Annotated in this window: 13 protein-coding genes; 10 read left to right on the top strand and 3 right to left on the bottom strand. The window is 67.9% G+C overall.

The features are described from left to right. Window positions 1-139 precede the first annotated feature (139 nt). Genes ABT403_RS02685 through ABT403_RS02700 form a run of 4 tightly spaced genes read left to right on the top strand, consistent with a single transcriptional unit; the run spans window position 140 to window position 17,824 of the window. Window positions 140-3,310 (top strand): DEAD/DEAH box helicase, encoded by a 3,171-nt coding sequence (locus ABT403_RS02685; RefSeq protein ID WP_344157269.1) that lies wholly within the window; start codon window positions 140-142, stop codon window positions 3,308-3,310. Next, window positions 3,307-8,811 (top strand): hypothetical protein, encoded by a 5,505-nt coding sequence (locus ABT403_RS02690; protein WP_344157273.1) that lies wholly within the window; start codon window positions 3,307-3,309, stop codon window positions 8,809-8,811. The genes ABT403_RS02685 and ABT403_RS02690 overlap by 4 nt, the downstream gene beginning before the upstream one ends. Beyond that, the gene (locus ABT403_RS02695; protein WP_344157276.1) at window positions 8,808-15,515 is read left to right on the top strand and encodes a DEAD/DEAH box helicase family protein; all 6,708 of its coding nucleotides are present in this window, start codon (window positions 8,808-8,810) and stop codon (window positions 15,513-15,515) included. Before ABT403_RS02690 ends, ABT403_RS02695 begins: the two co-directional genes overlap by 4 nt. Then, window positions 15,512-17,824: a UvrD-helicase domain-containing protein gene (locus tag ABT403_RS02700; protein WP_344157279.1), complete on the top strand. Its 2,313-nt coding sequence runs from the start codon at window positions 15,512-15,514 to the stop codon at window positions 17,822-17,824. Before ABT403_RS02695 ends, ABT403_RS02700 begins: the two co-directional genes overlap by 4 nt. 172 nt (window positions 17,825-17,996) lie before the next feature. Here ABT403_RS02700 and ABT403_RS02705 read toward each other — a convergent pair whose 3' ends face one another. Together ABT403_RS02705 and ABT403_RS02710 are read right to left on the bottom strand one after the other, a co-directional pair. After that, window positions 17,997-18,431 (bottom strand): NUDIX hydrolase, encoded by a 435-nt coding sequence (locus tag ABT403_RS02705; RefSeq protein ID WP_344157282.1) that lies wholly within the window; start codon window positions 18,429-18,431, stop codon window positions 17,997-17,999. A gap of 104 nt (window positions 18,432-18,535) precedes the next feature. Continuing rightward, window positions 18,536-19,003: an NUDIX hydrolase gene (locus ABT403_RS02710; protein WP_344157285.1), complete on the bottom strand. Its 468-nt coding sequence runs from the start codon at window positions 19,001-19,003 to the stop codon at window positions 18,536-18,538. A gap of 85 nt (window positions 19,004-19,088) precedes the next feature. Between ABT403_RS02710 and ABT403_RS02715 the strand changes: the two genes are divergently transcribed. Beyond that, on the top strand, window positions 19,089-20,063 hold the full coding sequence (locus ABT403_RS02715) for a GlxA family transcriptional regulator (RefSeq protein WP_344157288.1): 975 nt from the start codon (window positions 19,089-19,091) through the stop codon (window positions 20,061-20,063). Between the two features lie 10 nt (window positions 20,064-20,073). Here the strand turns inward: ABT403_RS02715 and ABT403_RS02720 are convergent, their stop codons facing one another. After that, window positions 20,074-21,381, bottom strand: a complete 1,308-nt coding sequence (locus ABT403_RS02720) for a helix-turn-helix transcriptional regulator (protein WP_344157291.1) — start codon at window positions 21,379-21,381, stop codon at window positions 20,074-20,076. A 1,002-nt stretch (window positions 21,382-22,383) separates the two neighbouring features. On the opposite strand from ABT403_RS02720, the gene ABT403_RS02725 reads away from it, so the two are divergent. The 5 genes from ABT403_RS02725 (at window position 22,384) to ABT403_RS02745 (ending at window position 26,396) form a co-directional block, all read left to right on the top strand. Then, window positions 22,384-23,316: a hypothetical protein gene (locus ABT403_RS02725; RefSeq protein ID WP_344157294.1), complete on the top strand. Its 933-nt coding sequence runs from the start codon at window positions 22,384-22,386 to the stop codon at window positions 23,314-23,316. Further along, entirely contained in the window at window positions 23,316-24,029 is a 714-nt protein-coding gene (locus ABT403_RS02730; protein ID WP_344157297.1) for an ATP-binding protein, read from the top strand. Before ABT403_RS02725 ends, ABT403_RS02730 begins: the two co-directional genes overlap by 1 nt. A 99-nt stretch (window positions 24,030-24,128) precedes the next feature. After that, window positions 24,129-24,695 (top strand): WhiB family transcriptional regulator, encoded by a 567-nt coding sequence (locus tag ABT403_RS02735; protein WP_344157300.1) that lies wholly within the window; start codon window positions 24,129-24,131, stop codon window positions 24,693-24,695. A 14-nt stretch (window positions 24,696-24,709) separates the two neighbouring features. Beyond that, window positions 24,710-25,555: a DUF2637 domain-containing protein gene (locus ABT403_RS02740; RefSeq protein ID WP_344158920.1), complete on the top strand. Its 846-nt coding sequence runs from the start codon at window positions 24,710-24,712 to the stop codon at window positions 25,553-25,555. A 391-nt stretch (window positions 25,556-25,946) separates the two neighbouring features. Further along, on the top strand, window positions 25,947-26,396 hold the full coding sequence (locus tag ABT403_RS02745; RefSeq protein ID WP_344157303.1) for a plasmid mobilization protein: 450 nt from the start codon (window positions 25,947-25,949) through the stop codon (window positions 26,394-26,396).

Here is a 26,396-nt window from a genome sequence, read left to right on the forward strand (position 1 = left end):
GGTCGCCGGACGGTAGAAAGGGCGAGGGTCACCGCTCTCGGATTCGTCGGGGACCGTTTTATCGCTCTCGGCCGCCTCAGGCCGGCCCAGCACGATCACACTGCACATCACGAGCACAGAGCCCACAGAGGAGCACCACGTGACCACGGCGATCCAGCCCGAGGTTCCCGAAGGGCGCGACGCCGATGCGGCGCAGTCTGCATACCGGGCCGGTACCAGGCCGGTCTTCGCCCCGGGTGCCCAGGTGCGCATCCGCCATGAGCAGTGGCTCGTGAAGTCCGTCTCTGAGTCCCGTGACGGACTCATGGTCGAGGTCAGCGGCGTTTCCTCGTTCGTCCGTGGCACGGATGCGATCTTCTACTCCGGGTTGGACGTGATCGAGGTGCTCGATCCGCGCAAGACCGAGCTCGTGCCCGACGAGACCTCAAAGCATGCCAAGGCGCGCCTCCACCTGGAGGCGGTCATCCGCAAGACCGCGCTGCCGCAGACCGAGCACGGCATCGCCCTCGCCGACTCCTTCCTCATGGACCGGCAGCAGCATCAGCTGCGCCCCGCCGAGCTGGCCCTGTCCATGCGCAATCCGCAGCCCCGGCTACTGATCGCCGACGTCGTCGGTCTGGGTAAGACCTTGGAGATCGGCATCACGCTCTCGGAGCTGATCCGGCGGGGGCGCGGCGAGCGCATCCTCGTGGTCACGCCCGCCCATGTGCTGGAGCAGTTCCAGCGTGAGCTGTGGACCCGCTTCTCCCTCCCGCTGGTTCGCCTGGACTCCACCGGCATCCAGCGCATCCAGCAGGAGATCCCGGCAGGCCGGAACCCGTTTGCCCACTTCAAGCGCGTCATCGTCTCGGTCGACACCCTCAAGTCGGCGACGTACGCCCACCACCTGGAGAACATCACCTGGGATGCGGTCGTCATCGACGAGTCGCACAACCTCGTGAACAAGGGCACCCGCAACAACCGCCTCGCCCGCCGCCTGGCCGAGCAGACCGATGCGCTGATCCTGGCCTCCGCCACCCCGCACAATGGCGACGCCGAATCCTTCGCCGAGCTGATCCGGATGCTCGATCCGGCCGCCATCGCCGACCCCAAGAACTACAAGGTCGCCGACCTCGACCACCTCTACATCAGGCGCACCAAGACCGATCGCGAGGTACGCGACAGCCTCAAGGGCAAGCCCTGGGCAGAACGCGGCGACTCACTTCCCGTGACGGCTCCGGCCACACCGAAGGAGGTCGCCGTCCTGGAGAAGCTCGCGAGCGAGTGGACCCCGGGGGACCCCAGCCGTTCGTCGGTCTGCGCCGATCCGCTGGTCGGCTACAACTTCCTCAAGGCGTTCCTCTCCTCCCACGTCGCCCTGCGGAAGTCCCTCGCCAACCGCCGCGCCTACCTGGACAACCCGAAGACCAGTACGGCGAGGGGTAAGGGCAAGGCCGCGGCAGACACCCCCGAGCGCCTCGCCGATCTCGCCGCAGAGAGCAAGGCACTCGCGGAGCTGGAGGCGCTGATTGCGGACTTCACGGACCAGGACTCCGCCAAACTCGACGCCCTCGTGCGCACCCTCAAGGAACTCGGCGTCGGCCCGCGCTCCGAGCGCCGCGTCGTGATCTTCTCCGAGCGGGTCCACACCCTGGACTGGCTGGCCCAGGAGGTCCCGGCGCTGCTCGGGTTCAAGAGGAACGAGGCGAAGGCCGATGCGACACGTCCCTGGAAGGCGTATGGCGGAGTCGTTGAGGTCATGCACGGTGACACCACCAACGACCAGCAACAGCAAGAGATCGTCGACCGCTTCGGCCGGCTCGAAGAACCGGTACGGCTGCTGTTCACCGGTGACATCGCCTCCGAAGGCGTCAACCTGCACCACCAGTGCCACGACCTCATCCACTACGACCTGCCCTGGTCCCTCATCCGCATCGAGCAGCGCAACGGACGCATCGACCGCTACGGGCAGGCGGTCAGCCCGGAGTTCCGTGCTGTCACCCTCACCGCCGACGTGCCCTGGCGGCGCGACGAAGAGAGCGGCGAGATGCTCACGCTCGACGACCGGCTCGTCGGTGCGCGCCTGCTGCAGCGCGAGGCCCAGGCGCACGAGATCGAGACCGGCGAGGGCAGCGCCGAAGCAGTCACGGGGCTCTACAACGACAAGAAGGAAGAGGACCGCCTCACCCGCGACCTCATCAAGGGCAGCACCGTCGAGCGCTCCATCAAGCAGTCCCAGCAGGAGTCGGGCGGTCTCCTCGCGGGACTCCTCGCCGGCGCCAACGCCCGGCTCGCAGACCCCACGGCCCCTGCTGCCAACCTCGGCACGGCCCCGGTGCCCGAGGCCGACGTACCCCACGTCTTCACCGACACCAAGGCGTACTTCCACGCCGCGATGGACCTCATCTACCCGGAGGCAGAGCGCGCCGCTCTCGGATGGAAGCCCGAGACGGCCCATGGCCGAATCGAGTTCACTCCGCCCGACGACTTGCAGTACCGCTTCCGGGCGCTACCGAAGTCGTACCTGGAGCAGGAGAAGATCCTCACGACGTCCAAGTACGACGGCACGCTGAGCATCACCTTCGACAAGCAGTACGCCGCCGACCGCCTGGAGGCCGCCCGCAACGCCAAGCAGGGCAAGACGGACCAGCCCACCTCCCAGTGGCCCAACGTCTCCTACGTCTCCGACGTCCATCCGGTGCTCGACTGGGTGACGGACAAGGTCCTCGCCAAGCTCAAGTACGACCAGGCTTTCGTCCTCGCCTACCGGCCCGACCCGGCCAAGGCCCAGCGGATCGACGCCGCCTTGCCCGACGCACTCGCCGGCCCGGTCTACCTCCTGCAAGGGGTGTACTCCAACGCGGCCGGCAAGCCGACGGTCGTGGAGTGGATGGCCGTCACCGGCCTCGCCGAGCAGAGCCCCCAGGTGTGGCGCATGGACTCGGCGTTCCTCGCTGCCTGCGGCGTCGGCCCCGACATGCCCGGTCGTGCCGAGCCCGTTGACCCCGATGCCCTCCAGAGCCTCGTGCCCGCGGCCGTCGATGCCGCCGAGAGACACCTCCGCGAGCGCCGCGCCGACTACGACAAGCAGGTCGACTCCTACCTCGCCCCGTACGAGGACCGGGTGCAGGTCTGGGAGCAGGGCGCCCTGATCGCCGTAGGAAACCAGCAGCGCCGCATCGAGGAGGTGTACGACACGGCAGCCCGTCGCCGTGACCTCGTGCGCCGCCTGCGAACCGAGGGTGACCCGATGCTGCGGGTCCTCTGCGTCCTCGAACCCCTTCACGCCACCACCGCGTCCACCGCGCACGCCGAGGAGTCCGCACGATGAGCTACACCTACGACTCCTTCGCCAATCGTGGCGAGTACCTCTCCGCCCACTACTTCAGCGAGGAGCTGGAGAACACCCTCAAGCGGGGCAAAGCGGGCGACGAGGGTCTGTTCACGCTGTGGACCGGCCGTGAGACAGACCCCCACGATCCCCAGCCCACCCCGCGCGAACTCCTGCCCCGGCTGCGCGGTGACTACCTGGCCACCGTGCGCCCCTTCCTGCACTTCCGCGCCCAGCAGGAAGAACCCGGCAGCACCTACGACGACCCGACGGGGGAGTGGGCCGAGCGGATCGCCACCTGGCACTCCACTGTCCTCAAAGCCCTTGGCTACGGCGAGCGGCCCGAGCCGATCACCGTGCACAATGCCGGCAAGGAGTACGAGCTCCAGGTCGCGTGGCACGGAGACGGCATCGTAGCCCTCGACTGCGGCTGGACGGCCTCCCTCGATGACTCCCTCGACCCCGACGAGGCCGGGCCGCTCGTTCACCCCGTCAGGACCACGGACGGCCTCCTCGATGTCGGCGAGAAGCTGGCGGCCTGGCTCTTCCAGAGCGAAATCCACGAGCCCGGCGGTGATGCACCCCGCTTCGTCCTGCTGCTGTGTGGTGGCGTGCTCGTCCTCGCCGACCGCAACGCCTGGGCCGAGGGGCGCTACCTCTCAGCCAGCCTGGACGCGGCCCTCGCCCGCAACGACACGGCGAAGGCTGGTGAACTCTCCCTCCTCGCAGCACTCTTCTCGCACGACATGCTCGCACCCCGCCCCGACGGCAAGGGCCGGCGCATCGACGAGCTACTGAAGGCGTCCCGGGACAACGCCGTCGGGGTCAACTCCGAGCTGCGCAAGGGACTCCAGCAGTCGGTCGAGATCATCGCGAACGAGGTACTCGCACGCCTGCGAGAGGCGAAGGTCAAGCCCCGGGAGATCGAGGACCTCAGGAAGGGCCCGTTCGCCAAACAGCTCACCCGCGAATCCCTGCGCTACCTCTACCGCATCCTCTTCCTCCTGTACGCGGAGGCCCGCCCGGAACTGGGCATCCTGCCCGCTGACGACTCCACCTACGAGGCTGGCTACTCGATCGCCCGGCTGCGCGAGCTGGTTGCGCGCGAGCGCAAGCTGGTCGACGAGGACAGCCGAGACGGCTTCCACCTTTACGCCTCCCTCGACGTCCTCTTCAACAAGGTCAACTTCGGACACCGTCCGCACGGCACCGAAGCCGGAGACGAAAAGCCCGCCGCTGAGCGCAGCGAAGAGCGCGGCCTCCGCTTCGAGCCGCTGCGCAGCGAGCTGTTCGACCCCAAGGCGATCACCCTCATCGGTACTGGTGTCCTGGACCCCCGCTGGGACGAGGACGGGGACGAGAGGCCGCGGTGGTTGGACCTGCGGCTGCGCAACGAGGCCCTGCACGAGGTGCTGCGTCTGCTCACGCTGAAGGAGGCTGGCCAGAGGGGCCGGCAGGGCGGCTTCATTTCCTACCGTAATCTTGGCATCAACCAGCTCGGCGCCGTCTACGAAGGCCTGATGTCGTACACCGGCATCATCGACGAGAAGAGGGAGCTGGCCGAGGTCGCCAAGCCCGGTGCCAAGAAGGCCGGTAAGCAGTACGGCGACCCCGAGAAGGGATCCTGGCTCGTCCCTGCCGAGCGGCTGAACGACTACCCGGAGAACACGCACGTCGTGTACTCCGCCGAGGACACCGAACAGCACGGCCTGCGCGGAGCCAAGAAGTACGCCCCGGGCAGGTTCGTCTACCGTCTGGCCGGCCGCGACCGCGAGACGTCCGCCTCGTACTACACGCCCGAGTCCCTCACCGAGGTCACCGTCGAGCTGGCGCTGAAGCACCGCCTCGACCAGGAGGACGCCGACGGCAACCCTGTCCGGACTCGCGCGAGCGAACTCCTGCGCTACACGATCTGCGAACCGGCCCTCGGCTCCGGGGCGTTCCTCAACAAGGCGATCGACCTGGTCGCGGAGGAGTACCTCAAGCGCCGCCAGGAGGAGCTGGGCGCCAACCTGGACACATCGAAGGCACTCGAGGCGAAGCAGAAGGTGAAGGCGTACATCGCCCTTCACAACGCGTATGGGATCGACCTCAACGAGACGGGTGTGGAGCTCGCCGAGGTATCGCTGTGGCTCAACACCATGCACCCCGGTATGCGTGCGCCTTGGTTTGGCCTCCACCTGCGGCGTGGCAACTCCTTGATCGGGGCGCGGCGGTGGGTGTACGAGGTCGAGCGCATCAAGAAGGAGCGGACCATCGGCGCCCAGACGCCGACCAAGTTGCCGTTCCGTGCGGCCGGGGACGGTGCGGAGCAGCCGCTACCGGAGGGCGCCGTGCACCAGTTCCTCCTGCCCACCCCTGGTTGGGGTGCGGTCGCGGGGGCGAGCGGCGATGCGAGGAAGCTGGTCGAGCAGCTCGCCCGGCCGCAGGTGGATCAGCTCAAGGGATGGAAGAAGGGCGTACAAGCCAAGCCCAAGACGACGGGCGGCAAGGCGAGCCAAGTCGCCCGACTGCAGGCGGTAGCACGTCGTGTCGAATTCTTGTGGAAGCTCGTCGCCAAGCGGATGGAACTCAGCGAGCAGGAGATCGCCCGCACCATCGACGTCTGGGGGACCACCCGCAGGGAGGATGCAGAGGAGTACGCCTTCCTCCGCCACGACAAGCAGAACGGGGACCAGAGCCTCCCGCTGACCAAGGAACAGGTCTTCAAGGACCTCTTCGAGGCAGAGGGCTCTCCGTACTGGCGCCTCAAGCAGGTCATGGACGCCTGGTGCGCGCTGTGGTTCTGGCCGCTGGACAAGGTGGGGCTGCTGGACGGGACGGACGCGGAGTACACCACGGCTCCGGTGGTCACGGCGGAGGCTGGGGTTGACCTGGATGCCCTGTTGTCGTCGGTGGCAGGGCCGGCCGTCGAGAATGTGCAGACCGTGCCTGAGCCCACGGCCCTGCCGCAGGTCATCGAGAGCCGGATGCTGTTCGCTCTGGACGGTGACCAGATGTCCCTGGGCGAGGACGATCCCGAAGGGGAACTCCCGAAGCAGGCGGAGGGAGAGAAGGCGCGTACCCGCTCTCCGCAGAGGAAGCCCCGCGGGCTGGCACGACGCCGCGAGATTATCCCGCTGGCAGATCTGGAGGACTGGATCGCCTTCCTGGAGTCCATGCTCGGCACAAAGGACTTGGCCCAGGGGACGATCCTGTCGTCCGTTGAATCGCTCAAGGACCTGAAGGCCCTCGAAGAGCTGATTCAGACTCAGCCTGAGATGGACATGGATGATGCCCGGAAGGCGGTCGAGACCCGCTACCCGTGGATGCGGATCGTCCGTGACATCGCGGAAGAACAGGGATTCCTCCATTGGGAGCTGGACTTCGTAGGCGTTTTCGCCAGCGAGGCGGGGGGTTTCGACCTGCAGGTGGGCAACCCTCCGTGGGTGCGTCCGGAGTGGAAGGAAGACCAGGTCCTTGCGGAGTACGAACCGTGGTTCATGCTCACAGAGAAGCCGAAGGCGGAGGTGAAGGGCAGGCGGAGGGGTGATGAACTTACGCGCGAGGAGGTGCGGGAGTACCTGCTTGACGAGGTGACGAATACGGTGACGATGGCGTCGTACCTGGCGGCGTCACCGGTGTACCCACTCGTCTCAGGCACTCGGCCTGATTTGTATCGGGCGTTTATGTGCGAGATTTGGGACCACACAGGGCGAGGCGGGACAGCTGGGATGGTGCACCCCGATACGCACTTCGCCGGGGACAAGGAGGTTGCGCTGCGGTCAGCGGCGTACCGGCGGTTGCGCGTGCACGGTGACTTCGTCAATGCGGGCAACCGCTTCTTCCCGCCGCCGGTGGGGAGGTCCAGCCACTTCGGTGTGCACATCTATGGGGACGAAGGGGAGATCTCCTTCGAGTCGCTGTCGTGGCTCTTTACGGTCGACGCGCTCCGGAGGTCCTCCACTGCCGAGGACATCGGCGATGACCCAGGTGTCAAGTACAACGGAGACTGGGACGAACGACCTCACCCAAAGCGGGTCGTCCATGTTACCCCTGACACCCTCAAACGGTGGCAGAGACTCGCAGGTGATGAGGGGCCTCTGGAGCACACGCGCCTCCTCACACCGGTGAGTACAGCGGAAGACGCGGCGATCGATGCGCTCGGCGCCTATCCTCTTCGCCTCGGAATGCTAACGCCGAGAGTTTCTGTCGGATTTGATGAAGGCGCATCTAAGAAGGCACAGTTCGGCCCTGCCAAGGACCAGCGACTTGTCGACTACAACACCGGGGTCGATGGCCAGGGCGACTACCAGGCGACAGCGTGGAGCGACGTCATCCTCAAGGGGCCGCAGATCGGCGTAGCCAACCCGATGTTTAAGCAGCCCAGCCAGGGCAGCGGTGAGGTATGTGGTCTTAACCCGAAGGCGCTCGTAGACGACGCAGTACCCGAGTCCGAGTACCGCCGCGTGGCACCACGCGACGTGTATGTAGGCGAGCAGGATCGGTGGGCTGACTCGGAGAGGTATGAGGCGCTGCTCGCGTCGTTGGAGGAGCGGGAGCAGGCACGGCAGCAGCTCGCAGACAGGCGCAAGGTGCAGCTGGAGGAGGTCGAAGACGAAGAGGTAGAGAGGTTCCTCCTGGCCAAAGCCAGTAAGTCGTATGCCCATTTCTATCGAATCGCTTGGCGAAGAATGATTGCCCCTGATACGGAACGCAGTCTGTACGTTGCGTTGCTGCCGCCCGGGGCATCGCACATCGACGGCGTGTGTAGTGCTTCAGTTGGTGACCGGCGTACAGATGTCTTGAACGCTGGTCTGTGGGCGGGAATCCCTAGTGACTATTTGCTGCGCACAAGTGGTGACAGCAACCTCAATCCCGCTCGGGCTGCAGGCATGCCTGCAGCCTATGCTGATCACCCTCTAGCCCCCGCCCTCCTCCTCCGCACCCTCCGCCTGAACGCCCTTACCACCGCTTACGCCGACCTCTGGGCGGAGCTTTACGACCCCAGCTGGCCCGGTTACGAGCCCTGGGCGATCAAGTGGCCCAACCTCACGACCGAGCTGCACGACGTCACCCCCAGCTGGCAGCGTGACACCCCACTCCGTACTGAGTACGCCCGCAGAGCCGCCCTGGTCGAGATCGATGCGCTCGTCGCCGTCTGGCTCGGCATCGACGCGGACACTCTCATCGCCATGTACCGGGCCCGTTTCCCGATCATGCAGGATTTCGACCGAGTGACGTGGTTCGATGCCACCGAGCGGAAGATCGCCGGAGACCGATACACCTATGGGTTCGACCAGACGAAGGACCACTGGACCCAGTTTGAGTCCTATCGGGAGGCCTACGAGAAGGACCCGACGACCACCGCCCCCGTCCCCGACGGATACACCGCCCCCTTCTACAAGGCCGAACGCGAGCGCGAGATGCGTGAAGCCCACACCTACTTCAGGCAGCGCCTCGACGAAGCAGTGAGCAAGGGTCTGTGGGACCCGGAGAAGATGGAGGTCCCGACCTCGTGAGGCCGACCCTCGAAGCGCAGGGACTCAAGGAGAGCCTGCTCCAGTACCTGTCCACGACGTACGGCCTCGCCGACGAGGGTGTCCGCAAGGCGCTCCACGCCTTCCTTGGGGACGAGACGACGGGCATGTTCCGCGGCCCGTATCTTCGACTCCGCACCCCCTTCACGCCAGCCGGCGCCGGCTGGCAGCAGCACCTGGACTGGGTACGTACGGACGGCTGGACGCCGTACGCGCACCAGGCTCGTGCCTTCGCCCGGCTCACCTCGAAGGACGGGCATGTACCTCAGCCCACGTTGGTCACGACGGGTACGGGCTCCGGCAAGACCGAGTCGTTCCTGTACCCCGTGCTCGATCACTGCGCCCGCGAGCGCGCGGCCGGGAACAACGGGGTCAAGGCGATCTTCCTCTACCCGATGAACGCCCTGGCCACTGACCAAGCGGCCCGTATCAACGCGCTGCTCAGCGACTACGACGAGCTGAGCGGCGTACGAGCCGGCCTGTACATCGGGGACAAGGCGGCGACGCACTACGACCGGGTTTACACCCGCCGGCAGGACATGCAACTGTCCCCGCCCGACATCTTGATCACCAATTACAAGATGCTCGATCTGCTCCTGCAGCGGGCCGCCGATGGCTCGCTGTGGGACGACAGCGATATCCGCTACGTGGTCGTCGACGAGTTCCACACCTACGACGGTGCGCAGGGCACCGACGTCGCCATGCTGCTGCGCCGCCTCGCCATCGCCGTTGGCGCGAACGAGCCCGGCAAGCCGCTCGGCACGATCACTCCCGTCGCCACTTCCGCGACCCTTGCTTCCGGCACTGACGCCGACGGGGTTCGGCAGCTCCTCTCCGTGGCCGGCAGCGTCTTCGGTGCCGAGTTCACCGAGGACGCGATCATCGGTGAGAACCGTCTGACGGTCGACGAGTTCATGCTCGATGATTCGATCACGGACGCGAAGTTCCTTCCCGGCCAGGCCGCGCCCCCCGAGGCGCTGACCGCTCTGTCGGATCCGGCGTCCGGCCCAGAGGCCCTCGCGGATCTCGCCGAGGCCGTCACCGGAAGCCGCATCACCGATCCGGTCGTGCTCGGCGCAGCGCTTCGGCGCAACCGTCTGACGTACGCGGTGCTGAAGGCCTTCGACGGTACCGCGTGCACCTACGACGAAGTGCTCGACGTGATGCGTCGCAGTGGGGCGAAGAGCTGGGACGAGGCGATCACGACGCGGCCGCAGGTTGCCGCAGTGGCACTCGCCCGCTTCGTCGCCCTGCTGTCCGTTGCGCGCGCCTCTGGGGCGCCGACCGCGACCAGCCGCCCCTTCGTCCAGGTCGAGGTGCACCCGTGGGCGCGGTCCGTCACCCGCATGCTGAGGGGTGTGCTCCCCTGGCCGAAGGCTGAGTTCGCTTGGGACACCATCGGGGCGGAGAGCCGGCTGCGCGCGACGCCTGATACGACCACCTCGCGTGACACGAAGGTCTTCCTGCCTGCGGTCTACTGCCGCGAGTGTGGGCGCTCCGGCTGGTCGGTCCTGGCTCCCGAGTCGGACCTGGAGGAGCTGAGCTTTGGGGCCCACGAGATTCGACGGGCCACCGTCACGGCCAACAAGTCCAAGGTGCGCACCCTGGTGGCGGCCACGGACAACGAGGCTCGCGAGGGCAACGGCCGTACTGCCATGGACCCGGCGGTGCAGAGGTCGCTGACCACCGGCGGGGCGGGCGTGCTCATGGTGCTCGACGGTACCTCCCGTCGCCTGCGCCTGCCCGACCCTCAGGGCGATTACGACGACGAGGGGAACCCGCAGCCCGCCGGCCCCGATTCGGTCTTCGTGCTCGTTCAGCTCGGGGACATCGCGGAACGGGCGGCCAAGGACGACTGGTGCCCGGCGTGCGGTACCCACAACACCATTCGCTTCCTTGGTACGGGCGCTGCCGCACTTGCCGCCGCGTCCATCACCCAGCTCTTCACCGACGGGGAGATGGACAAGGCGCAGCGTGAGACGAAGACGCTGATGTTCAACGACTCGGTGCAGGATGCTGCGCACCGGGCCGGCTTCGTTGCCTCCCGCTCGTACACGTTCTCCTTGCGGGCCCTGTTCACCAAGCACCTCAGCGAGCAGCGGTCCACCGCGCTGAATGACCTCGTCGCCGACGTCGTCGTGTCCACCACCGATCGTGAGACGCTCGCCGCAGTCGTCCCGCCGGACCTGCACGACGACGCGGGAGTTGCGCGACTGCTGTCGGGCAGGGGACGCGGCGGAGACAAGAGGACCTGGGACCTGATCGGTGAGCGGTTCGCGTTCGAGGCCGTGATGGAGTTCGGTCACCGTTCCCGGAACGGTCGTACCCTCGAACTGACCCGCACCGCCGCCGCCTGGGTGAACATCCCCGACCAGCGGGCGGCCGTCGCGATCGTACGTACCGCCCACGAGGAGTCCGCCCAACACGGGCTGGCCCTCACCGCTCATGACGACGACCGGTACCTGGCCTTCCTACGCGGCCTGCTGGAGCGACTGCGTACGAGAGGAGCCGTCGGGCACCGCTGGCTGGACAAGTTCCTCGACGAGGCGGGAACAAGCCGCTACTTCATCTGGGGTGGCCGCCCGCGCGGCATGAAGGCCTTTCCCAGGGGCGTCTCCGCGCCGAGTTTCCTGCTCGCCCGGCCGAAGCAGAAGAGCGAGTTCGACTTCGCCGCGGGACGTCTGTCCTGGTATCAGTCCTGGGCCCAGCGCTGCTTCGACATGACCCGTGAGCAGGCCGATGAGTTCTGGGTGCGGCTGCTGCCCCGGCTCACCGACGCCGGACTGCTCGCCGCGCGCACGCCGCGCGATACGGCCATCCGCGTCTACGGGCTCCAGCCGGGTGCCGTCCAGCTGCAGTTGTTGTCCGAGGCCCAGGTCAACGAGTCGTATGTGCGGTGCCCGAAGTGTTTCTGGGAGCAGACCGTCCATCCCTCACTGCTGGAGCAGTACCACGGGCAGCCTTGCCAGTCGTACCGCTGCTCGGCCGGTCGGCTGGTCGCGGGCGACCGGTGGCTGGAAACCGTGGACCGACACGACCGGGACCGCGACTACCGCGACGACTACTACCGCCGCCTGTACCGGCGAGCTGGGACGTACCAGGTCATCACCGCCGAGCACACGGGTCTACTCTCCCGGGGCAAGCGCGAGCGCGTCGAGGAGGCGTTCCGCAAGGGAGAGGGGTTCAACGACCCCAACGTGCTGTCCTGCACGCCCACTCTGGAGATGGGCATCGACATCGGCGACCTGTCCGCCGTCGTCCTCGGTGCGCTGCCGCGCCGGCCGGCGAACTACGCCCAGCAGGCGGGCCGGGCCGGGCGCCGTACCGGCAACGCCTTCCTCCTCACCATCCCCGACCGATCCCGCCGCGACCTGTACTTCCTCGACCGGCCGCGCGACATGATCGATGGGCGGATCGTGCCGCCGGGCTCGTACCTGTCGGCCATCGAGATCCTGCGACGCCAGTACACCGCCCACCTTCTCGATCTCGCGGCGCGCGGCCGCCTGCTGCGCGAGGACGGCAAGCCGCTTGCAGCCCTGTCCCGGCGTGTGGACGAGCTCTTCGGCCCCTCCGGCTACCTCGCCGACTTCACCGAAGCCGCACTCGCTCATGGTGCGGAGCTCGTGGACGGCTTCCTTGCGCTGTTCCCGGCCGGCGTGACCGAGACCGCCCAGGAGGAGCTGAGGAAGTACGCGGTCCGAGGCATCCGCAGCGCGATCGAGAAGGCAGAGCGGGAGTGGGAGCGCGAGAACCAAAAACTGCGCACCCGTATCCGGACGATCCGTTCTGCCATCGACGAGCTCAAGGAAGGCGACGACGAGCAGGCGCGTACGAAGGCGGAGCTGGAAGCGGAAATGGGCGCCCTCTCGAAGCAGGGAGCCACGCGCCAGCGTCAGCCGTCACAGACCGTGCTGTGCGACCTCGGCCTTCTGCCCAACTACGCCCTCATCGACGCCACAACCACCCTTCAGGCCAGCGTGTACTGGCCAGAGGGCACCACATCCGAGGGACGGGACAGCTACAAGTCGAAGCAATTCTCCTACGGGCGGCCGCGCAGCTTCGCCCTGTCCGAACTGGCCCCCGGCAACACCTTCTACGCTGAGGGCTACAAGCACCGCATCACCGGCATCGACATCGTCACCGGCCGGGACCAGGACTGGCGCCACTGGCGCTTCTGCCCCTCGTGCGGCTATGTCCGCACCGAGAACGCAGAGCACGACATCACCCCCTGTCCGCGCTGCGGGGAGGCTGGCATTGCCGACTCCGGCAGCCTGTGGCAGATCGTCCAACCCAGCATCGTGACCGCCCGCGACAAGCGCGAGGACGCCAGGATCGGCGACGAGAGCGACGACCGCGATCACCGCTTCTACACCGTCGTGGACATGGTCGACATCGCCCCGGAGGACTTCGCCCCGGGCAAGTCCTGGCGGCACACCAAGGAGATCTTCGGCGTGGACTACACCCGCCACGCCGTCATCCGCCGGGTCAACGCCGGGCCGCTCAGCATCGGAGCCCAGGAGAACGATCAGCTCGCCGGGCGGCCCGTGCGCATTTCTCCCTTCCACGTGTGTACTGCCTGCGGAGCCGCGACCGCCGACGGACGGCCGGTCTTCGATGACGACCGAGACGCCGTCGACAACTCCGCCAATCGCCAGCGAGAAATCAAGCACCACACCCCCTGGTGCCCGTTGCGGCGCGGAAAGCAGGGCGTGTCCCAGGAGCCCGTCCTGCTGGCCCACGAACTGGAAACCGAAGCCCTGCGCATCCTGCTGCCCGCTGCGACTGTCCTCGTAGAGGAGCGGGTCCACTCATTCCAAGCGGCCCTGCGCCTGGGGGTGGACGCAGCCTTCGGCGGCGACCCGCAGCACCTTGACACCACCATTGCCACCATGCCGGACCGCGACACCGCTGAAAAGCGGCACTTCCTCGTCCTGTACGACCGCCTCCCGCACGGCACCGGCTACCTCGACCGGCTGACCGACCCGGCTGCTTTTCGGCAGGTACTCGAGGGCGCGCGCCGCCTGCTCGACGAGTGCCCCTGCAACGGGGAGGCCGTGCCGGCCTGCCACCGATGCCTGTACCGATACGCCGACGAACAGCACATCGACCGCGTCTCGCGCCAGGCGGCCCGGGAGATCCTCGACGAACTCCTCGGCACCGACACCGACGCCTGGAACACAAAGCCGGTAGGCAACACCGACCAGATTGGCCTCGACGGACAGGTTGAGTCCGACCTCGAGGCACGCTTCCTCAAGGCCCTGCGTGGATGGGCCGGCCCGCGCAACAATGTCGCGCTGGAGGAGAGCAGCGACAACAGCGCCTACCTGCAGCTGGACGAGTTCGGCACTGTCCACAGGTGGCGTTTGACCACCCAGCGCAACGAGGGGTTCACGCGCACCGACTTCACCTTCGAACGCACCGAGGCTCCCAAGCAGAAGATCACTGTCTACCTGGACGGACACCGTTACCACGCCACCCGCCGGCACAACCGGCTCGCCGGTGACGCCGACAAACGCAACCGGCTCCGGGCGAACGGGCGCATCGTCTTCCAGCTCACCTGGGATGACCTCGAAGTCTTCGAGCGGCAGGCCGGCACTGCTCAGACCTCCTCAGGGCGGGAGCTGGCCGAGCCGGTGTGGCCCCCCTATCCGCACAGCGCCCAGGACATCGCCAAGCAGCTCTTCGCCGAACACGGTGGCGACGATCTCGTCACGACTGCGTTCGCCGACCCGATGACGATGCTCCTCGCCTACCTGCGCACTCCGGACGACGCGGCCTGGGGCAGGCGGGCATCGGCCATGGTCGGAGGACTCCTCGGAACGGGCCAGGAGATCCTCGTCGGCAACGGCAGCCCCGACCAGACCCGCCAGTCGCTCAACCTCCTCCTCGAAGCCTGGGGCCGCACCGACGGCACTGACCCGGCCGTCGTCCAGGGCACTGGCACGCTCAACCTGTTCCAGACCTGCGACCAGTCCGGTCTCCCCGTGGCCTTCCTCGTCGACGGAGCCACCAGGCGCTGGTCCGCCCTGGTATGCCTCGACGACACAGCACCCGAGCTGCTCGGCACGCCCGAGCACAAGGCACGCTGGCGTTCCTGGCTCCAGTGGTCCAACATCCTGCAGTTCCTCGCCCATGACGGCGGTGACGGCGTTCAGCTGACTACGGCCACCGCGGCGAAGTGCGACACCTCGGTATTCAAGGCCTTCGGCGGCCTCGGCGAACTCGAATCTCTGATCGTGCAGTTCGGCACTTTCACGCCCGCGCCAGAGCGTCCTGCAGTGGAGGCATCGGAGGCCACCCCGCTGGAAGCGAAGCTGCGGGACCTGCTGTGGGACCAGGAAATCCTCGAATACCTCGACGAGGACGGACCTGAGGCCCTGCTCACCCGCCTCGCCCACGCCCTGGCCGACGGCGGCAAGAAGGCTCCTGCCTACGGCTTCGAACTCGGCGAACGAGGCTGGCTCGCCGACTTTGCCTGGGACCACGGAGACATGCGGATCGCCATCATGGCCGAGCCGTACGACCAGGAGGACGAGGAGAGCGACAAGACCTGGCGTGCCTACCGCGATGCCGGGTTCACCATCCGCTCGGCTCACGACTGGCTCGCCGACCTCGACGCCCTGCTGGCCGCCCTTCCCGACGCCACAGCCCGCTCAGACTCCGAAGAACAGGGTGCCGCACGATGACCGCACGCCTCAGCCTCTACCAGAAGGCCGAAAACGAGCTCTACAAGATGGAGTCGTCGGTCAAGACGAAGTTCTACGACTTCTGTCACCAATTCCGTTCCGACCCCGACCACCCCAGCCTCGACCTCAAGCCCCTAAAGGGCGACGGCCGGATCTTCCGAGCCAAGATCGACCGCTCGTACCGGGCGCTTCTCGCCCGGGCCGGCGTCGGTGTCGATGGCATCCCGCAGTGGCTGATCGTCGCCGTACGCCACCGGAAGGACGTCTACGAGGAACTCACCGTCGCGATCAATCGGATCACTGGTGAGATCGAGTTCGTCGACCTCGGCGTCGTCGGTCAGAGCGTCCTCCAGCGTGCGGGACTCCAGCTGACTCCGGCTCCGGACGAGCAGACCGCTGCAGTCGAGCCCACGCCCGCACCCGTCGTGACGCCCGAACCTGCCGTTGCCGCCGCGGAACCGCTCCTCGTGGGCTGCACCCCGGCAGACCTGAGCCGACTCGGTGTCACGGACGCGCTCATCGACCTTGCCCTCACCGTCGGGACCGACGAGGAGCTCGACCAGCTCATCGCCGGCGCTCCGCGCCTGACCGCAGAGATCCTCACCGGCCTCGGATCCGGCATGTCGGTGGACGAGGTCGAGCGCGAGATCACCCAGCCCGCTGCCACCGAACTCGAGCCGGGCTTCGAGGACGACATGGCGGCGGCCCTCAGCCGTACCGCGGTCACTACGGTCGACGACGACATTCGCAACGTCCTTGCCGAGGGTGACTTCCGTGCCTGGAAGGTCTACCTCCACCCCACCCAGCGCAAGATCGTCGAGCGGAACTACGGCGGCCCGGCCCGGGTCAGCGGCGGCCCTGGGACTGGCAAGACCATCGTCGCCCTCCACCGCGTCGCTCGTCTCGCCGCCGCCCTGCCGCCCGGCCACAACAAGCCGATCCTGCTGACCACGTACACCAAGAACCTCACGGCCGACCTGCGCTCAAGGCTCAGCTCGCTCATGGATCCGGTACTGCTCGGCCGCGTCGACATCAAGCACATCGACCAGCTCGCGCAGAGCGTCCTCAACGAGAACGCCGCCCCGGGCTCGCAGCGCAGCCTCATCAGCGGGGAAGCGGCCTTGGACGTCCTTCGGGAGGTCCTTTTCGAGCACGACGAGCAACGATGGGGTGCCGAGTTCCTGTTCGACGAATGGGAACAGATCGTCCTCGGCCAGTCCCTAGCGACCCGCCAGGACTACTTCAAAGCCCGCCGCGCCGGTATGGGGCGTGCCCTGAGCCGCCCCGAACGTGCCGCCATCTGGAAGCTGCTCGAACAGTTCACTCTGCGTCTGAACGGCCTTGGCCGGGAGACCTGGGCCCAGGCCGCTGAACGGGCGGCCCGCTACGAGATGGAACGTGCCCACAAGATCAAGGTCCGTGCCGAGCACAAGGCGGACATCGGCGGGGGTGACCTGGTCCACCTCGACGACAACAGCTCCGCCATGCGCTACGTGCGTCATCGCTACCAGCACATCGTCGTCGACGAAGCCCAGGACCTCAGTCCCGCCCATTGGAAGATGCTGCGCGCCATGGTCGCGTCCGGCGAAGGCGATCTCTTTATTGCAAGCGATACCCACCAGCGGATTTACGACCGGCAGGTGACCCTTTCCACCGTCGGTGTCCAGATCCGCGGCCGCGCCTCGAAGCTGACGCTCAGCTACCGCACCACGCAGGAGATCCTCGACCAGGCCGCCAAGGTTGTCAGCGGGGCAACCTATGACGACCTCGACGACGGCACCGACAGCCTCGACGGCTACCACTCCCTGTTGCACGGCCCAGCTCCCGAGTTCGTTGCCTGCGCCGACTGGACCGACGAGATTGCCCAGCTCGCCGACGCCCTCAAGCAGTGGCGCGCGGCCATCACCCAGCCGGGCGCGGACGGCACCGTACGCGACCCGAGCGGCACCATGGCCGTCTGCGTCGCCGACGGTGAGATGGCCGGCCGCGTCGCTTCGGACCTGGCGATGAAGCATGGCATCACCACAGCCACTCTCACCAAGGAAGGGCCGCAGGGGAACGGCGAGGTTCACATCGGCACGATGCACCGATTCAAGGGGCTCGAATACCAGAAACTTGCGATCATCGGCGCCAGCGACGGGATCCTTCCGCGTGCAGCTCTCCTGGAGCAGTACGCGAAGACCGATCCCACCCGGTATGAACGCGAGCTCATGAAGAGCCGTAACCAGCTCTTCGTCGCAGCCACCCGAGCCCGCGACGCGCTCCGCATCTCGTGGCACGGCAAGCCCAGTCCGTTCCTGCCTTTGTAGCTGGTGTGCGCCGCCCGCGCCGCTGACACTGCCTGAGGGGTCAACTGCGCGGGGCGTGAGGCAGCGATAGGGAAGGCGGAGCCCTTCCCGGGTGCCGAAGGCCGTGCGCTGCGACGAGCAGCTTGGCCCCCTTCCCTGCCGGCGTCAGGGGGGAGGCACCCCGCGGCAGTGGCTACTCGACCAGTCGCCCAAGCAGCGCACCTTGGCCGGACTGGAGAATGTGTGCGGCCTCCAGCGGGATCCAGAAGCATTCGAAGTGAGTCGGCTCCTGCTCGCCGTCGTGGTCTTCCTGGCTCATCCACCGCTCCGGGGTCGGCTCAGTGAGTTCCAGGTGGAAGACGTGCCGGTGCTGGATCTCGAGGCGATAAGGGCTGATGTCGTACTCGGTCTCCCCGAGCTTGCAGACAATCTTGAAATCTGAAAGGCCCGTCTCCTCGCGGGCTTCGCGTAGAGCGGCGGCCTCCGGGGTCTCTCCGGGGCGGACGCTGCCCGCTGGGACCTGGATACCGACCTCCTCATAGGAGTAGTCGGTGTGGCGGAATACGAGAAGCCGTCCGTCGCGCACGACGTAAACGAGAACCTTCTCCTTCGTGACCTTCGCGGGCACGGGCGTCACCTCCAGTAAGTGCAGAACAGACCGAATGATCAGGACCACGGTTCACCTGGGACACGGAGGGGCCGGAGGGATGCCCGCGGACCGAGCATCGCGAATCAGCACGCTCGGATCTGGGTTTCGAGGACGGCCTTCAGCGCCTCGACGTTGCAGGCCATGAATTCCGCGAGCGCTGGCGGCATCAGATTCAGCTCCCGGATTGCTGCCGCGGTGAAAGGAACGCGGACGACCTCGTAGCGCCCTCGCTCAGGCTTGTCGAACTCGGTGCCAGTCCGTGCCTCGAGGTCCATGTGGGCCAGCCGTGCAACGAAGAAGTGCTGTACTCCGTGGCCGTCGGCCACGGGGTCCGTGATGAGATGCACCAGCTCCGCTCTGGCCAGCCTTCCGCCCAGCTCCTCGAAGACCTCCCGGTGGAGCGCGTCCTCTACGCTCCGGTCCCCGTCCTCGATGCCCCCGCCCACCGTGACCCAGTACGGATCCTGGCCGACTTTCGTGCGCTTGATCAGCACGAGGGAGTCGCCGTCCAGTAAAATGGCTCTGGCGTTCCGCTTGCTGATCCGTGTCATGCGCTCACTTTACGAGCGCCGGCCTGGCACCAGGATGGGAAACGCCTGCATTGCGGCCACCTGCGACCGTGGGCATCGTTGAGGTATGAGGCCCCGCACGGTGTTGGTCCCGCTCTACGACGGCGTCGAGGCGTTGGACGTCACCGGCCCCGTAGGCGTGCTGGCGGGGGCCAACGCATACCTCTCCGCCACCGCTCCGGGGCAGACCGGCTACCGCATTGCCACGGCGTCCCCGGGCGGGGCCGCTGTGGTGTCCCTCAGTGGCGTGATGCTGCTGCCCGATCTTGACCTGGCGGCAGCGGGGGTTCCGCACACGGTGCTCGTGCCGGGTGGGGCGGCAGGCGTCCCCGACCCCGGTGCAGGCCGTTCGGGTGTCGTCTCGTGGCTGAAGCAGAACGCAGCAGACGTCGAGCGGATCGTTTCCGTCTGCACGGGGGCGTTCCTGCTTGCCGAGGCCGGGCTGCTCGCGGGCAAAAGAGCGACGACTCACTGGAGCAGCGCGGAGGAGCTCGCGCAGCGGCATCCCGACGTCGCCGTCGAACCGGACTCGATCTTCATCCGGGACGGAGAGGTGTACACGTCCGCCGGTGTCACCGCTGGCATCGACCTCGCCCTCGCTCTCGTGGAGGAGGACGTGGGGCGGGACGCAGCCCTCGCCATCGCGCGCCACATGGTCGTGTTCCTACGCCGGGCAGGCGGTCAGGCGCAGTTCAGCACGCAGCTGCAGGGCCAGTTCGCGCAGCGCCAGGAGTTGCGTGACCTGCAGCAGTGGATCGCCGAACACCCTGACGCGGACCTGTCCGTGGACGCCCTGGCGCGTCGTGCCAACCTCTCGGCTCGGCAGTTCACGCGGGCGTTCGCCGAGGAGACGGGCGTCACCCCGGGGCGCTACGTGGCCAACACCCGGCTGGAGACAGCGAGGCGGCTGCTCGAGGACACCGACGACGACGTCGTACACGTTGCTGCGGCCAGTGGCTACGCCACCGCCGAGGCGATGCGCCGGGCCTTCCAGCGGACTCTCGGCACGTCGCCGACCGACTACCGGGCTCGTCGCGCTTGAGGATGTCCGATCAGTCGGACGCGGGGGCGGGACTGAGCTGGTTGCGCAGCTCGACCAGGAGATCGATGGTGTCGAGCTGCGGTACGAGGAGCTCGTCCAGCTGCCGTAGCGCGGTCGCCCCGTCAGGAGCCAGGGTGGATCGAAGGAGGTCCTGGTACTCCCGTCGTGCGCCAGCGGTGAGCGCGGAGACCGGGATGCGTGCGAGGGCTTCCCTCGTTTTGAGGTCCTCGAAGGCGACCGTGCCGCCGGCCTCGCTCGTAGCCCAGATGACGTGCCGCCCCGACCGGTCGGCTGTGAGCCGGATTCCCTCCCCGGCGGCGTCGCTGAGGGCCGGCAGGTCGACGGGGGACGACCCGGCCAGTGATCGTGCGGCTTCGAACGAGTCGAGTGACCAGTAGGGGCGGGGGTGGGTACCGTCGACCCGCAGGGGCGGCGTGGCCCGCGGGGCGCCGTTGACGGCGATGGCGGCGTTGGGGCCGTCAGCGTCGACGCCAGGGTCTTCCCGGCTGCCGAGCCACGTGATGGCCACGAACCGGAGGTGCGGGAACGCCGCGGGGTAGAGCACCTGGGAGACGACTTCGATGTCCTTGTGGTCGAAGCGGGAAATGTGCAGCCGGAACACGTGGCCGTCGCGGCTGCTGACCAACTCCGGCTGGCCCTCCCAGATGCGGCGGCACTCGCTGTCGGACAAGACCTCGTTCAGTAGGGAGACCAGTTCGGGCAGCCGGTCGTGCTTCACGAGGGCCATCCTCATCATGGCGAGGTAGATCCTCGCGTGGCCCTCCCAGTCGACGTATTGCTCACGCGCATCAGGATGCAGCAAGGCCCAGCGCATCAAGTTGGGGCGCGGCTCGAGGACCCACGGGAACCACTGGGCCATCGCCCGGTTGAAGCCGACGATGTTCCACGAGGCATCGCTCAGGTACGCCGGCCGTGGCATCTGGTGATCGAGCAGTAGCTGCAGTGGGTGGAGGTCCTCGGTATAGCCCGGAGGTCTGGGGGAGCGGGGCGGGGAGCTTCCGTCCGTGTAGAGGTAGAGGGTCTCGCGCTGGTCCTCGTCCAGGAGGAGCGCCGCGGCCAGCTGGTCTATCTTCGGGCGCCTCAGGCGAGGAGACGCGCCGCGCTCCAGCTCTCCGTACCAGCGCTCGGTCATCCCGGCGCGAGCGGCCACCTCGGCCTGCGACAGGGGCTTGCTGCGCCGCATCTTTGTGCCGGCCGCTGCCCGCCAGGCACGTAGTAGTCCGGCGAGTCCGATGAGCTCATCCAGGGCGGGACGCTGGTCGGGACTTTGGTCCCGACTTCCGGGGTATCTGTACATGATTCATTCCTCACTCCCTGCAACATGAGCATTCCCTGAAGTGAGCGCCCTGAGCGTGGCCCCAGTAATTGCAAGGATTGCTTGCTGGCGAGCGGGGCGACCTCCCGGTTGGAAGCGGTAGGGACTTTAGTCCCGGAAATCGTACTTCCGGAAGTGGGATTCCCTTCCGCTGCTGGGACGCTTGAGGGACGGTGTGGCGATCGATTGATACCCGCCGGGTCCGCGTCCACGCACCGCCCCCAGGCAGGCGGCAGGAAAGGAGGGGGATATGACGGAGACCGACTGTGGCCGTGCGTTCCTTGCGTGGTGCGCATCGGCTTCCATCGCGGTCGCGTCCACGCCCGCACGCGATAGTGCGCGGAGTTCTGCGGATTGTCGCCCTCGGCCCTGACCGTAGGCGCGGCCCAACTGCGCCGCCTTCAGGCTGCCGCGAAATGTGTCGAGTTGGAGTCGGTTGCCAGCAACACCCTCTGGGCGCTGGAACGTTCGAAGGTGCGTGCATATGTTGCTCATCCCTCGGCGGATCACCCCGAGGGTGAGGCCGCGCTGAACGTCAGCGGTGCCCAGGAGTTAGCCGCTCCTGGGCACCGCACCGACATCCCTGAGGGCGCGGATTCATAACCGGGACTGGTCGGCTGGCCTTTTCGACGAGAACGGCCGCCCTGCCCACTTACGAGTGAGGAATTCTCTCATGCCCGAGTACCGGAGCCCACGGGCACACCGGCTCGCCCGCGTCCTCGCGGACATGGCGCCCGGAGCGGCCGTACTGCGGATCTCCCAACTTGACCCAACCCAGAGCTGGCCGAGCCCCTTCTGCCGTGCCTACGACCGGCTGGGTCGTGCCATACCCCTGACCCGGGTACGTGGCCTGACCGCGGCGCGCTGGATCATCCGTGCCCATCCCGATGTCCGCTGGGACCAGCCGCACGACCTCGATCTCCATAGTGGAGTCCTGCGCCCCACGGCCGAACGCTGCCCCGTAGCCGAAGGGGCGCGCTGACCATGGCCCGGATCAGAACCATCAAGCCGGAGGCCTTCGCCTCCGAGTCCCTGGCAGCGGTCTCCCTCACCGCCGAACGCACCTTCTTCGGTCTGCTCACCCAGGCCGACGACCACGGGCGGTTCCGTGACCAACCCGCGGTCCTGGCAGGGCTGCTGTGGTCCCTGCGCCCGGATCACGGCCCCGTGGGTGTCGAGGACGACCTGGACCAGCTCGCCACCCAGGAACTGGTCTGCCGCTACGCAGGGGAGGACGGCAAGAGGTACCTCCACATTGTCAGCTGGCACCTGCACCAGAAGATCAACCGGCCCAGCGGCGTACGCCACCCCGCCTGCGCACGTCACGACGAGGCGGGTGTGGTGCTCGGGAGCCCTCATGGAGTGCGGCAGGGCACCCCCGTGCCCCCTCAGCGCGGACTCACGGAGGCGTCAGAACACGGCCCTGAGGGCACCGTGAATCGAAAAAATGCAGGTCGGAACGGGTTCAATGAGGCCTCCGTGACCACGCACGGAGCGCCCCGCGAGCCTGCAGCGAGGGCTCCCGGTCCGGATCTAGGACCTAGGAACGTGGATCTAGGATCTCTACCTTCGGGGAGCGCGAGCGCTCCCGTACCCGAACACGCCTCGGCCCAGGAACTCATCGCCGAGTACGCCGCAGCCTGCACGCACCGACCGCCCCGTGACGTCCTCGGACGGCTGGGCCGCGAGGTATCCAAGCTGCTCTCCGAAGGCATCGACGCGGCCCACGTCCGCGAGGGATTGAACCGCCACCGCGCCAAGGGCCTTCACCCGAGCACGCTGCCCAGCGTGGTCCACGAGGTCATGAACGCGGCACCGACCGGTTTGGCGCGGACGGGAACGCGCCCTAACCTGCCCGGTCATCGGGCCTGGGCCAACCCTGCCGACCCGGCCGCCGCCTACGCCGAGGAGCTGTGATGCGCGACCACGACGCCCAGCGCGTCGGCGGGCTCGCCCGCCGTCTCACCAGCATCCTCGTCGCCAGGGGCCAGGACCCGAGCACGCCTCCGAGCGAGGTCTCCGAGCCGCTGCCCGCACTCCGGGCGGCCGAAGCCCGGATCCCGGCCCGCTACCGGAGCGCCTTCGCCGACCATCCGGCCATCAGCGCCTGGGTCCGGGAGATCGCCGAGGCCGGACGGCCCGGCCCCGGCGGAGCCCCCGGCATCGCGCAGGGGCGCTCACTGCTGATCGTCGGCACCACCGGAACCGGCAAGACGCACCAGGCGTACGGAGCGGTCCGCTCGCTGGTGTCGGCCGGAGTCCGGCTGCGGTGGAAGGCCACCACGGCCGCGGACCTGTATGCCGAGCTGCGGCCCCGTCCAGGGCACGACGGGGAGCGCGAACTCCTGGACCTCGCCCGCTGTCCCCTGCTGATCGTCGACGACCTCGGCGCGGCCCGGAACAGCGAATGGACCGAGGAGATCACGATGCGGCTCATCAACCGCCGCTACAACGAGATGCTCCCGACGCTGCTCACGACCAACCTCGGCATGGCCGACCTCCGGGAGCACATCGGTGACCGGGTCGCTTCACGCCTCACCGAGATGACCGACAAGGTCATCCTCGATGGCCCCGACCGCAGACGAGCCCTCGCGGCCGAGCGCCAACGCCTCGCTGCCATCCACGCCTGATCCACGCCCTGACGGCTGCGCTCGCACCGTCGTACCGAACCACGCACCACACCCCGGCGCGCGCCTGCTGCGCGCGCCGGGGCGAACGGAGACACCCGCATGACCACCACCGAGCCCCGGAACCTGCGCAGCCGCGGCGACCACGCCTGGCAGGACCTGGCAGCCTGCCGCACCACCGTCCGCCGGCCGGTCGACCCGGAGCTGTTCTTCCCTGAGGCGGACCAGACCGACCGCATCCGGCGGGCCAAAGCCTTCTGCGGCCAGTGCACGGTCCGGCCCACCTGCCTGGATGCCGCCCTGGAGAACGGAGACCGCGACGGCATCCGGGGCGGACTCACCGAGGAAGAACGCGACCCCCTGCACGGCAAGTTCCGGGACCGGCTCGACTACGCGCGTGTCAACGCCGTCTTGGCCGGCCGGGACATCCACCTGACCGACGCAGAACGCAAGGCGGTGGCGCGCGCCGCCTTCCGGGACGGCATGCCGCCCGAACGGCTGGCCTGGCTACTCCAGATCACCGAGGAGTACGCCGACAAGCTCTACCGCCGCAGTCGGCGCGAGACGCGTAACCGGGCCATGGACCGACCCGGTCGTCCCAGGCTCCACGTGGTCACTGGCCAGGCGGCCGACTCGGACGACCAGCAGGACCTCGGGAGGGCCGCGTGAGCCTCGATGCCCCGATGCAGGTCCGCACCACCAGCTGGGACCGGGCAGCGGTGGTCGCCCTCGGCGCGGCCGGATGCGCTCTGTCGTACGACGCCCTCCAACAGATGGCCACCGCGATCCACGTCCGCGGCTACCTCACCGCGGTCTTTCCCCTGGTGATCGACGGGTTCATCGCCTACGGCGTACGGGCCTTGCTCGTCCTGCGCACGGCCTCGCTCGCCGCCCGATGCTACGTATGGCTACTCTTCGGGACCGCAACATCCGCCTCGATCGGGGCGAACGCCCTCCACGCCGTACGCCTGAACCAGCAGACCGCCGGCACCGGTCTCCGGCTCGGCGACACGACGGTGGGCCTGATGTCCACCCTCGCACCGCTCGCCCTGGCCGGTGCCGTCCACCTGTACATCCTCATAGCCCGCCGGGTCACCGAACTCCCTGTCCGAGACGACCTCAATGACGCCGGACAGTCGGCCCACCCGCTGACCGGCTCCGTGCCACAGCCTCAGCACACGCACACCGGAGGGGATGACCAGGGCGGACAACCGGTCACCAGACCTGCGCCGGTGACCCGCCGCGTGCACGCCAAGGTGACCGTCCCGGCCGACGAACCCCGCCCGGACACCGCGGCCACCGGCCATCAGGACACCACTCCGGTGACCGACGCGCTCCTCCCGATAGCCCGCCGCGCGGTCGCCGAGGCCGACAGGATCACCCGTCAGGTGGTCGCGGACGCCGTCCGCGGCCAAGGCCTACCGCTCTCCAACGACCGGCTCACCGTGCTGATGAGCCAGCTGCGTAGCGAAGCCCGGACCGCCTCGGGTACCGGACCGGCAGCGCGACAGACCCCCGCCCCGCACTGACTCGAACCGGAGGCACGGACATCCGTACGACCCCGCCCACCCAGGCCGAAGCCGACGTCTGGATCACCGTCCTGGAGGATCACGGTCACCTGCACCGGGCCGAAGCCGGCCCCGACGGAATCTGGACCGTACAGCGGACCCCGACCAGCGTGCCCCGGACCCTGCACCACCCCGTCCTGGCCCTCGACTACGTCGCCGAGATTCTTCGCGGTCTTCCTCCTCAGCCCTCGGGCCAGGAGCGATGACCAGCTCACAGCCGACACACGACTGCCCTGCCCGAGGCCGAGCAAGCTGTAGCTTCCGAAACTCCTCCGCAGCCGATGGCCGCGGAGGAGTTTCGGAAGCGCATGCCCCCGCCCCTCAGGGGGCGGGGGAGGTCCGGCACCAGGGGGTGCCGGATCCGATCACTGCGACCGAGGGCGGCCCGCAGCGAGGGGAGGAGCAGCCGCCCGCCGTCGCCCCGCGCACGCGCCCCCGCCTACGCCAGCGCGAGCAGCGTGACCTCGTACGCAGCGTCCGTCTCACGCAGCACGAGCTCGACGACGTCCAACGCGCCGCTGAGGCCGTCGGACTGAAGACCGCCGGCTTCCTCGCGGACGCCGCCGTCGCCGTCGCCCGAGCCCAGGACGGACCGAAGACCTGGCTCCTCGACCAGCGCGGGCTCGTCGCCGAGCTCATGAGCGCCACCGCCCAGCTCGCCCGCGCCGGCAACAACCTCAACCAGGTCGCCCGCGTCCTGAACAGCGGAGGTCACGCCGACTACACGGACGAAGCCGTACGCCGTGTCCTGAGCGCCGCCATCCGGGTCGAGGACTCCGCAACCCGGCTCGCGAAGCGCTGA

It is taken from the genome of Streptomyces sp. NPDC000075 (assembly GCF_040301925.1).
Lineage (GTDB): Bacteria > Actinomycetota > Actinomycetes > Streptomycetales > Streptomycetaceae > Streptomyces > Streptomyces polychromogenes.

Excerpts from the sequence above, each read along its gene's own strand:
- ABT403_RS02720 (WP_344157291.1), bottom strand. The coding sequence starts at position 21,381 with ATGTACAGATACCCCGGAAGTCGGGACCAAAGTCCCGACCAGCGTCCC.
- ABT403_RS02700 (WP_344157279.1), top strand. The coding sequence starts at position 15,512 with ATGACCGCACGCCTCAGCCTCTACCAGAAGGCCGAAAACGAGCTCTAC.
- ABT403_RS02710 (WP_344157285.1), bottom strand. The coding sequence starts at position 19,003 with ATGACACGGATCAGCAAGCGGAACGCCAGAGCCATTTTACTGGACGGC.
- ABT403_RS02735 (WP_344157300.1), top strand. The coding sequence starts at position 24,129 with ATGACCACCACCGAGCCCCGGAACCTGCGCAGCCGCGGCGACCACGCC.
- ABT403_RS02715 (WP_344157288.1), top strand. The coding sequence starts at position 19,089 with ATGAGGCCCCGCACGGTGTTGGTCCCGCTCTACGACGGCGTCGAGGCG.
- ABT403_RS02740 (WP_344158920.1), top strand. The coding sequence starts at position 24,710 with ATGCAGGTCCGCACCACCAGCTGGGACCGGGCAGCGGTGGTCGCCCTC.
- ABT403_RS02690 (WP_344157273.1), top strand. The coding sequence starts at position 3,307 with ATGAGCTACACCTACGACTCCTTCGCCAATCGTGGCGAGTACCTCTCC.
- ABT403_RS02730 (WP_344157297.1), top strand. The coding sequence starts at position 23,316 with ATGCGCGACCACGACGCCCAGCGCGTCGGCGGGCTCGCCCGCCGTCTC.
- ABT403_RS02725 (WP_344157294.1), top strand. The coding sequence starts at position 22,384 with ATGGCCCGGATCAGAACCATCAAGCCGGAGGCCTTCGCCTCCGAGTCC.